Annotated in this window: 15 protein-coding genes, 1 tRNA gene and 2 pseudogenes; 6 read left to right on the plus strand and 12 right to left on the minus strand. The window is 35.8% G+C overall.

What is annotated here, in order from left to right; all coding sequences use genetic code 11:
- Positions 1-16: 16 nt before the first annotated feature.
- The 4 genes from H033_RS21630 to fabF all read left to right on the plus strand — a co-directional run bounded on the left by H033_RS21630 (position 17) and on the right by fabF (position 4,003).
- Positions 17-187: a hypothetical protein gene (locus H033_RS21630; RefSeq protein ID WP_155827806.1), complete on the plus strand. Its 171-nt coding sequence runs from the start codon at positions 17-19 to the stop codon at positions 185-187.
- Between the two features lie 430 nt (positions 188-617).
- Positions 618-1,214, plus strand: coding sequence for a methyltransferase domain-containing protein (locus tag H033_RS0111990; protein ID WP_026838528.1), 597 nt, complete (start codon positions 618-620; stop codon positions 1,212-1,214).
- Between the two features lie 275 nt (positions 1,215-1,489).
- Positions 1,490-2,731, plus strand: a complete 1,242-nt coding sequence (locus H033_RS0112000; RefSeq protein ID WP_026838530.1) for an aminotransferase class I/II-fold pyridoxal phosphate-dependent enzyme — start codon at positions 1,490-1,492, stop codon at positions 2,729-2,731.
- 24 nt (positions 2,732-2,755) lie between these two features.
- Entirely contained in the window at positions 2,756-4,003 is a 1,248-nt protein-coding gene (fabF, locus tag H033_RS0112005; RefSeq protein ID WP_026838531.1) for a beta-ketoacyl-ACP synthase II, read from the plus strand.
- Between the two features lie 324 nt (positions 4,004-4,327).
- Here fabF and H033_RS20165 read toward each other — a convergent pair.
- The 9 genes and pseudogenes from H033_RS20165 to H033_RS0112040 all read right to left on the minus strand — a co-directional run.
- Positions 4,328-5,636: pseudogene (locus tag H033_RS20165) on the minus strand (type IV secretory system conjugative DNA transfer family protein); the annotation flags it as partial.
- Positions 5,569-5,733, minus strand: coding sequence for a JAB domain-containing protein (locus tag H033_RS22515; protein WP_410503526.1), 165 nt, complete (start codon positions 5,731-5,733; stop codon positions 5,569-5,571). The gene H033_RS22515 and the pseudogene H033_RS20165, both read right to left, overlap by 68 nt.
- 165 nt (positions 5,734-5,898) lie before the next feature.
- A complete protein-coding gene (locus H033_RS22120; protein ID WP_231367636.1) occupies positions 5,899-6,522 on the minus strand; it encodes a tyrosine-type recombinase/integrase in 624 nt (207 codons plus the stop codon).
- Between the two features lie 153 nt (positions 6,523-6,675).
- A pseudogene (locus tag H033_RS22125) lies at positions 6,676-6,726 on the minus strand (hypothetical protein); the annotation flags it as partial.
- Between the two features lie 38 nt (positions 6,727-6,764).
- On the minus strand, positions 6,765-6,935 hold the full coding sequence (locus H033_RS22130) for a site-specific integrase (protein WP_316928640.1): 171 nt from the start codon (positions 6,933-6,935) through the stop codon (positions 6,765-6,767).
- Complete coding sequence (locus tag H033_RS0112025; protein ID WP_231367609.1) at positions 6,898-7,824, minus strand: tyrosine-type recombinase/integrase; 927 nt, start codon at positions 7,822-7,824, stop codon at positions 6,898-6,900. The genes H033_RS22130 and H033_RS0112025 overlap by 38 nt, the downstream gene beginning before the upstream one ends.
- A gap of 43 nt (positions 7,825-7,867) precedes the next feature.
- Positions 7,868-9,139 carry a site-specific integrase gene (locus H033_RS0112030; protein ID WP_026838533.1) on the minus strand — a complete coding sequence of 424 codons (1,272 nt, stop codon included), beginning with the start codon at positions 9,137-9,139 and terminating at the stop codon, positions 7,868-7,870.
- Positions 9,140-9,283: 144 nt separating this feature from the next.
- On the minus strand, positions 9,284-9,586 hold the full coding sequence (locus H033_RS0112035) for a JAB domain-containing protein (RefSeq protein WP_026838364.1): 303 nt from the start codon (positions 9,584-9,586) through the stop codon (positions 9,284-9,286).
- 76 nt (positions 9,587-9,662) lie between these two features.
- On the minus strand, positions 9,663-10,019 hold the full coding sequence (locus H033_RS0112040; RefSeq protein WP_006987889.1) for a single-stranded DNA-binding protein: 357 nt from the start codon (positions 10,017-10,019) through the stop codon (positions 9,663-9,665).
- Positions 10,020-10,648: 629 nt separating this feature from the next.
- Between H033_RS0112040 and H033_RS0112050 the strand changes: the two genes are divergently transcribed.
- Both H033_RS0112050 and H033_RS0112055 read left to right on the plus strand, forming a co-directional pair.
- Positions 10,649-10,990 (plus strand): hypothetical protein, encoded by a 342-nt coding sequence (locus H033_RS0112050; RefSeq protein ID WP_026836780.1) that lies wholly within the window; start codon positions 10,649-10,651, stop codon positions 10,988-10,990.
- Between the two features lie 58 nt (positions 10,991-11,048).
- On the plus strand, positions 11,049-11,969 hold the full coding sequence (locus tag H033_RS0112055) for a transposase (protein ID WP_026838534.1): 921 nt from the start codon (positions 11,049-11,051) through the stop codon (positions 11,967-11,969).
- Positions 11,970-12,066: 97 nt separating this feature from the next.
- Here the strand turns inward: H033_RS0112055 and H033_RS0112060 are convergent.
- The 3 genes from H033_RS0112060 to H033_RS0112070 all read right to left on the minus strand — a co-directional run bounded on the left by H033_RS0112060 (position 12,067) and on the right by H033_RS0112070 (position 13,111).
- Positions 12,067-12,140: transfer RNA gene (locus tag H033_RS0112060), tRNA-Arg, on the minus strand.
- A 213-nt stretch (positions 12,141-12,353) separates the two neighbouring features.
- The gene (locus H033_RS21635) at positions 12,354-12,521 is read right to left on the minus strand and encodes a hypothetical protein (RefSeq protein WP_155827808.1); all 168 of its coding nucleotides are present in this window, start codon (positions 12,519-12,521) and stop codon (positions 12,354-12,356) included.
- Between the two features lie 176 nt (positions 12,522-12,697).
- Positions 12,698-13,111 carry an Lrp/AsnC family transcriptional regulator gene (locus H033_RS0112070; protein ID WP_026838535.1) on the minus strand — a complete coding sequence of 138 codons (414 nt, stop codon included), beginning with the start codon at positions 13,109-13,111 and terminating at the stop codon, positions 12,698-12,700.
- Between the last annotated feature and the right edge of the window lie 91 nt (positions 13,112-13,202).

Genomic DNA, 13,202 nt, shown 5'->3' on the forward strand with positions numbered 1-13,202 from the left:
CTAAATAGAGCTTTAGATGTATAAACACTTAACAAAAGAATTAGACTCCCTGGATCCGATTATTAAAGAAAAAGTATTCGAAATTGTAGAATCTTTAATGATCACAGGAAAATATATAGAAGGGGAATCATTAGAGCAAGCTATAAAAAGCGCAAAAGAATGGTATTACGATTTGTTAGAAGAATGATGTTATTAGTGGCTTTCAGTCTTAAATTCACGTTTTGCATTACTTTCTAGTAGTTTTTTTTATTGAAAAAAATAAACCAAAATAATAATGATTCCTAAAAAAATTTATGGAAGCAGTAAGTAGGCCTGTATGACTTTTGTTTAGGAATATCAGATTTTGATCAAAAGGAAATAGATGTAATCGATTTGATCAAACTAACCATTAAAGGAAGCTAATAAAATAAGGATCTATTTGAGGAATAGATTATGGAACCAATAACACTTTTCATTTAATAGCAATTTTTGATTGCAAAACTATAGAAAAATAGACTCTAACATAGCCATACTGCGTATGTAAATACTGCTCCATACAAATATTGGCAAGCTATTTTAATAGCAAAAATAGATACTGCTTCCTTATTAACTTTTCAAGATTATTCATAATTCACACAATGATTTTTAAAAATTTACAATTAAATATTGACGTTGAAGACGATTTTTTTAATACACTTTATCCTTTGCGTATTAAAAAGCTCTCTGAATTCCATTGGACACCTGTGGAAGTAGCCAAATTAGCTGCCGATTATTTAGTGGCTAAACCAAACTGCAAAGTTTTGGATATTGGCTCTGGGGCAGGAAAGTTTTGTTTGATAGGAGCTGCTTCAACAAAAGGTCATTTTTATGGTGTTGAGCAACGAGAAGGGCTTGTAAAGTTATCTCAAAGAATAGCAAAAACGCATAATCTTAATAATGTAGAATTCTTTCACTCCAATATTACAGAAATTGCTTTTTCAGATTACGATGCCTTTTATTTTTATAATCCATTTTATGAAAACCTAGATAATTCACTTTTAATAGACAACAAAATCGTTATAGACGAAAAATTATATTTTACATATTCAGAATATGTAGAAAATCAATTAAAAAAAACACCTGTTGGAACTCTCCTTGTGACGTATTGGAGTATGGGGGTTGATAATATAGAAGGATTTGATTTAGAATTTACAGCCTATAATGGAAAACTGAATTTTTTGGAGAAGAAATTTTGATTGCTATGAATTAAAATTTGGACTTTATTAAAATAGAATCAATAGTATCACTAGGTGTTGAAAAATTAAAAATCTTTGTGTTTACCAATGTTACTATTCATAATATTTTGATCGATAAAATTTATCTTCAATACTTTTTAAGTTTTCTAAATAAGATATCTAATTATAAAAACGAAGATGAGATTATTGCAATAAAAGATCTAAAACACTTATTACCAAACTACTTAAAATTTAAAAAAGGCAACAGCATTACAATTAATTTTTAAAGATAATTTATGAATATACTTGATAAACTACAAACACGCCTAGGCCCATTGGGTGACCACGCACACTATGCCCATGGGTATTATTCCTATCCAAGACTTGAAGGGGAGATCAGCAATAAAATGATTTTCAATGGGAAAGAGAAATTAGTATGGAGCCTAAATAATTACCTAGGATTAGCAAATCATCCAGAAGTTAGAGAGGCTGATAGTGAAGGAACAAGACGGTACGGCCTTGCATATCCTATGGGAGCGAGAATGATGAGCGGCAATACAAAGCTCCACGAAAAGTTTGAAGTCGAAATTGCAGATTATGTATGTAAAGAAGATGCTTTTCTATTAAACTATGGTTATCAAGGAATGCTATCTATAATTGATAGCTTGGTGGACAGAAATGATGTTGTTGTTTACGATGCCGAGTCTCATGCTTGTATTCTTGACGGGGCAAGATTACATATGGGACAACGTTATGTTTTTAAGCATAATGATATCGAAGATTGTGAAAAACAATTACTCCGTGCTCAAAAAATAACAAAAAAAACCAAAGGCGCAATCTTATTGATTACCGAAGGAGTTTTTGGTATGCGTGGTGACCAAGGGAAACTTAGAGAAATTGTTGCTTTAAAAGAAAAATATAGCTTTTCATTATTGGTAGATGATGCACACGGCATTGGCTGCATGGGTAAAACAGGTTCTGGAACAGGTGAAGAGCAAGGAATTCAAGATGGCATTGATTTTTACTTTGGCACCTTTGCAAAGTCATTTGCTGGAATAGGTGCATTTATCGCAAGTACCAAAGAAGCAATTATGTTCTTCAAATACAATATGCGGTCTCAAATTTTTGCAAAAGCACTACCCATGCCTATGGTTTTTGGAGCTTTAAAGCGACTTGAGTTGATGCGAACCCGACCAGAATTAAGAGAGAAATTATGGCAAATCACAGAAGCTTTACAAAATGGATTAACTGATGCAGGCTTTGATATAGGTAATACAAACTCACCAGTTACTCCGGTATATTTAAATGGAACCATAGAAGAAGCTACAGCATTGGTAAGTGATTTGCGAGAAAACCATCATATTTTTTGCTCTATGGTTGTTTATCCTGTGGTACCAAAAGGAATGATTATTTTAAGATTAATTCCAACGGCAGATCACACCTTGGAAGATGTAGATAGAACCATTAGAGTTTTTAGTGAGATCAAATTAAAACTTATAGACGGTCATTATAAGCAAGAGGTTGAGATAACAGTTTAAATAAAACATTAAAATTGAATTAAGATGAGACGAGTAGTAATTACAGGTTTAGGTGCTATAACTCCTATAGGAAATGATGCAAAACACTATTGGAAAAATTTGCTCAATGGGGTATCGGGAGCTGATAAAATTTCTCGTTTTGATACTACAAAGTTTAAAACAGATTTTGCCTGCGAGATAAAGGACTATGATGCATTAAATTATTTCGACAGAAAGGAAAGTCGAAAATTAGACAGATTCAATCAATATGGACTTATAGCTGCCGATGAAGCTATTAAAGACGCCCATTTGAGTTTTGATAAATTAGATACAGATAGAATCGGTGTCATATTTTCAAGCGGGATAGGTGGTTTTGAAACGATAGAGAAAGACATCATAGAATTCAGTCAAAATCAATTTAATCCGAGGTTTAGCCCTTTTTTTATTACTAAGATAATTGCAAATAGTGTAGCTGGTTATTTATCTATTAAATACGGTTTAAGAGGTGTAAATACCTGTACAGTTACCGCTTGTTCCTCTTCTACCAATGGCTTAATTCAAGCCTTTAACTATATAAAATGGGGAAAAGCAGATATTATTATAACCGGTGGTTCTGAAGCGCCAATCAACAAGTCTGCTGTTGGCGGATTCAACGCAATGAAAGCTTTATCTACTAACAATGAAAATTACAAAACGGCGTCCAGACCATTTGATAATTCCCGAGATGGTTTTGTGCTTGGTGAAGGTGCTGGTGCATTAGTGGTCGAGAGTTTGGAAAGTGCGGTAAAACGAAATGCTAAAATATATGCAGAAATTATTGGTGGTGGAGAAACGGCCGATGCCTACCATATTACCAATACACATCCGGAAGGAAAAGGTGCTTATCTTGCCATGAAAGAGGCTTTAAGAGAAGGCGGAATTATGCCAGACGAGGTAAATTACATCAATGCACATGCCACTTCTACAGGTCCTGGAGATTTATCGGAAACCAAGGCCATTGAGACACTATTTAATGGAAATTTAGGGGATATTACTATTAGTGGCACAAAGTCTATGACTGGACATCTTTTAGGAGGTACTGGAGCAATTGAAGCAATAGCTACGTGTTTATCAATAAATTCAGATTTAATTCCACCAACAATTAATACGAAAATAATTGATGAAGCAATTTCTTCAGATTTGAATGTCACACTTGGAAAAACATCAACTAAAACAGTTGATTATGCATTGAGTAACAATTTTGGATTTGGTGGTCATTGCGCAGCAGTTTTATTCAAAAAATATAATGGATAAATAAGACAGGAAGGTTATAAAATTGATTTCGTATATTCTTCCCCCCTATCCTTCAGCTTTTGGGTGTAAGATTACAAATTTTCTTTGCCTCTTTTAATGTCTTTATAAACATCTTTAACAACAAAATCACTTTCTATAAATGAAAATATTTCATTTCTTTTAAAATCTTTCCTCAAGCGTTTGCTAATACCTAAAATTATTGCATTTATTTTTCGCGCCTTTTAGGTTTTTATTATTTCTTTGATACTCTGATGTCCCGTACTATCGATTAATGTATCATAGGGCATTCTAATAATAATAACTTTGAGTTTATTAAATTAAAAGCTATCCAGCCTCCTCCTTTTTTTGCTTCTTTTTATTAAAGATAGAACGAACCTCCCTGTATATGTTTTTATAGTTTTCATTGACTTCTTCCTCTGAAAAAAAATGTGTCATTTCAGGCAGTGCTCGTTCAATTTTCTGCTGCTTAAATTGAACTTTTTTATCCTTTCCATCGGCATAAGTAACAAATTCACCTTGTTTTAAACTAAAAAACACATTTGCCCTAACCTTAGAAATCTCTATTTCCCCAGTTGATATTTTCGTATCAAAATCCAATCCTGTACCTCGCATCACTGTTTTGGTTTCATCTTTTATGATCTCAAAAAATCGTTCATAATAACGCGCAGTATCAGGATCATTCACTTTTCCAAAGAATTGATAGGACAGATTGCTTAAAATTGCCTTACTGGCTTTGTACCCATATATCATATCATTCTGTATTTTATCCTGCATCACATATACCGTGGCTATATCATAGCTCCTAAACGTGGCTGGGATGCGGTGCATATTTAATAATCTAATGGTTGGAGCTTCTTCATTCAGTAGAAAAGACGATCTGGAATGCCCCACGCTCATTTGCTTTACAATGGCATGCATTACCGTGGCAATGACAGGAGAATATGCGGAATCGTATTTCGGGTTATTTACCAATGAGATCACAGCTTGGTTCTCCGGGTTATTAATATTAAGGGGAATATCATCTGCTGCCAGTGCCATAAAAACACGTTTACTGATTATCTTCATTAGTGCAGTAGAAAGTGTGCTTTTTACTAGCGGTTTGTCTTATGGAATTCTTTCCGCTAATAAAAGCATCTGCAAAAGCCCGTGAAGTCTGGTTGGATTTCAAAAAATCTATGAGTTCATCCGTGTCCAGGTATTGGTAAATGGCAATCAGGTGAGGAAGCGTACAATATTCCGGAAAAGAAACTTTCAGTTTCCATATAAGTCCAGTGATTAATCCCTGCGCGGCATCATTAAAAAATTTGCCTACTCCAATGGCACCAGCTTCTTTTTGTTCCAGCAGGTTTTCTATAAGAACCCTTGACACCTCATTTATATCTTCTTCATTCTCCATATATCTCGGGGCAATAGGATTTACCCGATGGATTATTTTATCAAAAGAAAGAATATAGATTGGCAAATTCGGATTTCGAAATAGGGGATAGGCCATTTCGGTAATCTCATAATCTTTATAATCGTGTATTAGTCCGCAGAAAGATTTTTTGCTAAAATGCTCCAGAAGATTATAAACTACACTTTCTGTTTTTCCACTCCCTGAAGCGCCAATAATGGAAACTCCGCGTTTGATATTCAGCAAAAGAGAAGTAATCCCCATCCGGGATAATAATGAGATGATCCAATAATTTTATATCTAAAAATTCACCTGCATTTTTAATTTTATTAGTCAGTTGCTTATCTGCTTAACTGGGTTTTAAATTTCCCGATGGATGGTTATGGGCTTTATGTAAAGCTTTACATAAAGCCCATTATGCAAAGTAAATAGTTATGTAAAGTAAACAGCTGTACCTCCTTGTTTTAATAGCGAACAGCTTGTATTACTTTACATAACATTCTTAGAATTTCTTCAGCCACATCATCAAGCTTTCATTTTTTTTCCATTTGGCGGTTTCGTTAGGATTAACATTAACGTATGCCTTTTCTAAAGCTTTGCGTTTATGCTTAGAATCCGCCCTTGCATAGATTTCCGTGGTTTGAACTGATACGTGCCCTAGAATATCCCGGATATAGACGAGGTTCACTCCAGCTTGGAGCAAATGCATTGCTTTGGAATGCCTCAGGGAATGACAGCTTATTTTTTCAGGGAGTAGCATTTTATTTTCTTCCAATGCTTTTTTAAAATATTTCTGTACAATGTAATGGATCCCAGCACGGGTGAGTTTTTCCTTCCTACTATTAAAGAACAGTGGGTACATATTAGCAGAAGCGGTATCTAACCGGTGTTCCATTATATAATTCTTAAGGTGCCCGGTTTGTGCATCCAGCATCGGCACTATACGTGCTCTATTACCCTTACCAATGATTTTGATCACTGGCGGAGTATCCAGTCGCAACATAGAAGGGGTCAGGTCAATGATTTCTTGTACCCTGGCACCTGTATCATACAGTAAAGACAGTAGTGCTAAGTCCCTCCTCCCTTTAAGGGTGGTGTAATCTGGCTGTTGTAATAGCAGTTTCATCCCATCAATGGTCAGATAAGTGATGGATTTATTCCTGGATTTTTTAAATCCAATGGATAGGATCTTCTGGCATTGATGCAGATGACCCAGGCTTTCACGCTGTAAAAACCTGTAAAACGAATGGATAGCCGCCAAACGTGCATTCCGGGTAGCATTGCCACAATTCCTCGTATTTTGTAGCCAGTCAAGAAAATCCAGGACCACTTCTTTGGTAATCTTATCTAAAGTGAGTTTCTCTAATTTTAAGTGTTTTCCTTCTGGAGGTACTCAAGTAGTAAGACAAAGGTGTCCCGGTATGCTATAATGGTATTATTACTTAGCCCTTTTTCATGGGGCAGGTACCTTGATATAAAATCAGAGATATACTTTGAAAAATCAGTTGGTTTCATAATTTCTATATTTAGGGAATACATTCAGGCAGGTCATGTTAACCTCCTTGATCAAATCTGGGTACATATTCGCAGTGAGTCTTACATAATGGTTGGTGGCTCCTATCGATCCATGTCCTAGATAGTTGGACAGTATCGGTAAGGAAGCATACAAGTCCACGCCAGCTTCAGCCATGCTGGCCAGGGAGGTAACCGCAAAGGTATGCCGGAGATCGTGGACACGAGGGCCATGGTTTCGTCCGGTATAGTGGATACCTGCTTCACTTAAACACTTTTTGAACCAACTTCCCACCCCTTGCCCACATTTATTCCCATTGGCACTAATAAAGAAATATCCAGGGCTATCTTTAATGGGGAGGTGATCCCTGTAGTTTCTATATTCTTTACAAACACTAACCAGGGAAGTCGAAATAGGAATGATACGCTCCTTCCCATTCTTGGAATCTTTCACACGTAAATAATTTTCCTCCAGGTTTACATCCTCATCTTTCAAGGCAAGGGCTTCTCCAATGCGAACTCCGGTGCCGTATAATAACCTGATCAGTGCCGGCATACAGATCAAACAGGAGTTCATATTTCTTTTTACAGATCTGAGTTCATCAGAAGCTTTAAATAAGGCCAGGATCTCCTTCTGGGAATAGATGTATGGGATAAAAGTATTTTTCGGATAACGTGGAAGTTTGGGAATATAAGAGGGGATACCCAAGTCACAGAGGTAAGAAGAAAATTGTGCGAGGTATCTTATTCTATCGTATCGATATCGTTCCGACTCATTGCATCTTTCTTCACTCCATTTCTGAGCGAACTTCTTTGTAAATCCCCTCGTTTCTTCTTCACCTTTATGGGCCAGCTGGTCGATTTGAGATAATATAAACTTACCTGTGTTATACTTAAAACCCAGCTTTGTTTTCATATCAATGAATTTCGTTATTGCCGGACCATATATGCTGTCATAATTAATCATAAAAAACACCTCCTTTCTGCTGGTAAAATTGGGACGGTACAAGAGGTACTTCCAGCATACACTGTCGCATGGATTTGAGATCGATCCTTAAATAATACCTTGTGGATTCTGTGCTTTTATGCCCCAGGACTTCAGAAATGACAGGGAGCACTATACTTTCTTCCAGCATTCTAAGCCCCAGGCTGTGACGCAGGGAATGAGGCCCGAACCGCCTGCCCTGGATGTTAATCCCTGCTTTTTTATAAGCTCTCTGGACCACATGGGTGACCACATTGCTTGAAGTAAAATAACTATACGGTGGCCTTTCTGATAAAAATATACATGCCTCCTCTGACTTAGCCCGCCCGTATTTTAAATAATCGATGATAGCATTTCCTACATCTGGCAATAAGGGAAGTATTAATTCCTTGCCGGTCTTGACTTGTTCTATTTCTATAGTACTGGTTTCCCAATGCAGGTTCGCAAACTTCAACCTGGCAATATCCGAAGCCCGAAGTCCCAGCCTTGCAGCCAGAATAATAATGGCATAGTTCCGTTTTCCTATTGGACTGGATCGTTCCACCGAGTTGATCAATTTTTCAATTTCTTTTCTGGAATATGTGGAAGGTAATTTAGGTTGACCAATGATCCTGTACTTTGGGATTCCCTTGGAATAATCAGCTGCTAAAAGCTTCTGTTCAAATAAGTACTTCATAAAACCGCGGAGCGTTGAAAGAACAGGGACTACTACGGTTTTTCCACAATCGAGCTTATTGATATACTGTAACAAAACAGCCAAATCAATATCCCTTATGGCATGCAACTTATAATCATTACAGTATTCCAAAAAGCGGAAAAGGCAACGTTTATAGCAATGCAAACGAGTCGTCGATAATCTTTCCTCTACTCTTTTATAATCTAGAAATTTGTCTATTTCCGCACCTAAGATCCCATTAAAAAGCAAGGGGGTCTTACCGGGCGGACGGGCTGCAACATTGATCTTGCCGATACTTTGGAACTCGGTCAGTTTCTTAGTTCCATTAGCTAGAAATTCTTCCTGTTTGGAGAGTTTACAGCCTTTGCGTCCACCAAACTCATTGCTTAAAAACTGAGCTTCTACTCCTTTGTCATAATGGGTGATCCCGTTGGCGACCATAAACTCCCTTAATTGTTTCCAGCCCCTTCGATAAGCCCCAACCGTATACCCCGAGTAAGCACGTTCGGATTCAAGGTAATTTCCGGCATCGGTCATTAACTTGTTAAAAGCTTTGATGTGTTCATTCATAAGACAATAATTTAGATGTGAATAATTCCTCTAAATAAAAGCATGTCTCTTGAAGTTCAACGAAGAAAAAAAATATTATGTAAAGTAAATTGAGTTTAATCTACTAGTATCAAACCCATTAGGTAAACTACTTTACATAACTACTTACTTTACATAATGGGCTAAAATTATAGATGTCGTAAGTGATTTTAAAATTACTGCAAATAAGATACGTACATCCACAAGTGTACCTGCGATTCCTCCGGTTGAAACTTTAAAAATTCCTTTCACTTTATTAGAATTATTTAAAAGCATGACTTTAAAGCATTCTTGTAAACCAATGCGATCTTTATCCCAAGATTCAAATAATAGTTCTACTGCACTGTTTGAAGAAGTAATCTTAGGAGCCTGTTTCATTTTAAAATTTCCCTGATATTTTATCGAAATTTCATTAACTTTAGTTTTCAAATTGATCTGTATTATAAGGGTTAATATTAAAAAGAGGGGGCTACTTTGAAGGGAACGCCCTCTTTATTTTTTAACACTATTCGTTAGTGTCGTTTCCATTTTTACTACCTAGTAATAAGATTTCACTCGCTATCACTTCAGTAACATACCTTTTTTCGCCTTCGCTGGTTTCATAGGAGCGGGAGCTCAATTTACCTTCGAGGGCAATTTCTTTTCCTTTGCCTACATAACTTTCAACGATATCTGCGATTTTTCCCCAGGCTACAATATTGTGCCATTGGGTGTCCTGTACTTTTTCGCCTTTTGAATCTTTATAAAATTCGTTGGTGGCGATTGAAAAGCTGGCTACTTTTTTACCGCTTTCTAGGTTCTTGATTTCAGGGGCATTCCCTACATTTCCGATTAACTGAACTTTGTTTCTAAGTGTACTCATAATTGAAAAATTTAAATGAATTGTTAAGTTTCCTGCTATCACCCACAGGTAGGTTTAAAAAATTCACTTATTGTATCCTGAGCGTTTTCCTTTTTTGATTTTTTAACTCTTTTTCCGCTTCATATTTATGGATTTGATAAGATTTCATGATTCTGTTTTAAAATTTACTTTCCGTAGAGCCTTCACTGTTACCTTTTTGATGCTGATACTGTTTCAGGATTTAGAATTAGGGATGACTTATAAAAAGGGAGCGCAGGAACCGGCTTTATGCACTCTGGAATAATTTCTAAATCATGGTATTTTGCATTACAAAAAAGGTAAAGACAGTGGAGGTCGGGGAGTAGGTTTAAATAAACCTGGGAAGTATTAAAGGAATTTGAAGAGGAAAAAAGAATAATAAATGGAATTCCAGACTGACGGACTTAATCCAAAAATTACTAGTTGTAAGGAAGTTACTCGATTTTTTATCGGGCTAGCGAAATGGAAATGTGTAATTTTTGGATTGTGTCCAAGACTTTTTGTAGTGAAGCTCTTTTCCTGAAATGGAGTTTTTGCGGAATTTAAAGGAATGTGGGATCAAGTTAAAAACTTGGGGAGAAATGTATCTTTGCAAGCAAAACACTTAGAACTTGGATAAAGAATTAGCCCGCTATTTATTGCCAGAAGGCATATTAGAATATTTTGAGATCATCAGTCATAAATCATCAACAGACAAGGTTCATTTCTATTTAGAAGAGAAGAACATTCTACCCAAAGAATATCAATCAGAAATAGCACAATCCAAAGGCTTCTTACCAGAAATAACGGTTGAAGATTTTCCGCTAAGGGGTAAATCCGTATTGCTCCATATAAAACGTAGGCGTTGGACCCTGGTCAATACAGGAGAGATAGTAAAAAGAGATTGGAACTTAATAGCTAAAGGCACTCGGATAACTAACGAGTTTGGCTCTTTTTTAAAAGGTATCGCTTGATACTCATGCGGTAAGTGCCAAACGGTTTGGTGACTATTATAAGACCAATGGCAAAGCGCTGCAGTACCACTACAAAAACCATCTCAGCGACTTTAAGGATTGGGCGCAAAAAGAGCATTCACAAGATTGGCTGCTCTATGGAAAGAACTTGGGCAACTATTTGAGTTTAGATGAAACCTCTTTATCCAACGGTGAACTTTACACTATTCTAACAAACAAAGCAGCTAACGGAAAGAAAGGCAGCATAGTGGCCATTGTTAAAGGAACCAAAGCAGTTGATGTCATTGAGGTACTAAATGAAATCCCAGTAGAAAGGCGCAATATGGTAAAAGAAGTCACTGTGGATATGGCTGGGAGCATGAATTTGATCGCTAAAAAATGTTTCCCCAAAACCGAAATAGTCACAGATAGGTTCCATGTTCAAAAACTGGCCTCAGAAGTAGTGCAAGAAGAACGTATCCGATTAAGGTGGGAAATTATAGAAGTAGAAAACAAAGCTATTGAAGAAGCCAGGAAAAATGAAAAAACATACAAACCAGAGCTTCTCGGTAATGGGGACACGCACAGGCAGCTCCTCGCCAGGGGCCGATATCTATTGTTCAAATCCAAAACCAAATGGACAGCAAGACAAATAGAAAGAGCTGAAATATTATTTGATCTATACCCAACTATTGAAAAAGCATACAGCCTCTCTCAAGGGCTAAGCCATGTTTTTAGAAACAACACAAATAAAGATGTAGCAAGGCTAAAATTGGCACACTGGTACAACAAAGTCGACAATTCCGAATTTAAGTCTTTCAATACCATTGCAAGATCCGTACAACTGCACTACGAGACCATCCTAAACTATTTTAACAATAGAAGCACCAACGCTTCCGCAGAATCTTTTAATGCCAAAATAAAAGAATTCAGAGCTTCGTTTAGAGGTGTCAGAGATGTGAAATTCTTCCTCTATAGACTAACTAAATTATATGCATAATTTTTGAGCTCCCCAATAATATGATTTGATCCATAAAATTTCCAAATAAAAATTCTCCTAAAATATAAAAACCCCGTAGGTACGGGGTTTTTATGCGTGATCGCGCCAGGATTCGAACCTGGGACCGCCTGCTTAGAAGGCAGGTGCTCTATCCAACTGAGCTACGCGACCGTTTTCGCGGTGCAAATATAACTTACTTTATATTTAAAACAAGGTTTTTTTAATCAAAAAGAAAAAATAAAAAAGCAGCTATTGCTAACTGCTTAAAATTCAGCTTAAAACTGAAAATAAAATTTATTTAGATTCCTTGATAAGATTGCGTTCTAGGTGCTGAGTTATGGATAATAATTGATTTAAAGCAAAAGGAGTTGCTTCATCTACCTTTTATATTGATTTATATAAATTATAAAACCTTCTGGTAAGCTCTAAAGTTTCTAATGAGAGTCGGAAAATTTCTTGTTTATCATACAATTCATCAACGTGCATTTTTACAGCAGTGATATAGGAAAGTGATTCCTGAGTTGATACTTCTGGTTCTAAAATAGTATTCATAACTTCAATTTTATTCTAAAATTTAATTATGCCAATACCTGCATTTAGAAGCAGTTAAGTTTATTGTAAGTAGTAATTGGGATGATAAAAGTATAGTTAAAAGCTAAAATTACACAGGAATAATTATCATCTACTATGAAAATTATTAAATAATCGATAAAGAGTAAAAACAAGAGCTATTTTAATTCTGAAAGTATTAAATGCGTGGTGGGTTCCCCGTAATTTATAAGCTTGTCAATAAATTGCTGAAGATGTAATTGATCTTTTAATACTACCTTCATGTGTATATTATGGGAACCAGTTATTCTTGAAGCTCTTTTTACTTCAGGAAAAGAATCTATAGCTCCCATAAAACTTTTTAGTTTTCCACTAAATAATTTTATCATGATAAAGACCTCTAAGCCATATCCCATTTTAGCATGATCTACTTTTAAACTATAAGCCTTTATTATTTCTAAGTCTTCCAATTTTTGAATACGTTCCCTTACAGAAGATGCTGAAAGTGGAATTTGTTTGCCAATTTCCACAAAAGATGCTCTGGAATTTTGTTGCAATACCTCTATAATTTTTCGGTCTATACTATCTAACATTGAATAATTGATTTATTACTTAAATTTACATTTATTAATTGATATTATAGTGATTATACCATTTTTTCAGTTTCATAATCAAAGCTTGACC

Origin of the sequence: Gillisia sp. JM1 (assembly GCF_000424645.1) — a bacterium.
Classification (GTDB): Bacteria; Bacteroidota; Bacteroidia; order Flavobacteriales; family Flavobacteriaceae; genus Gillisia.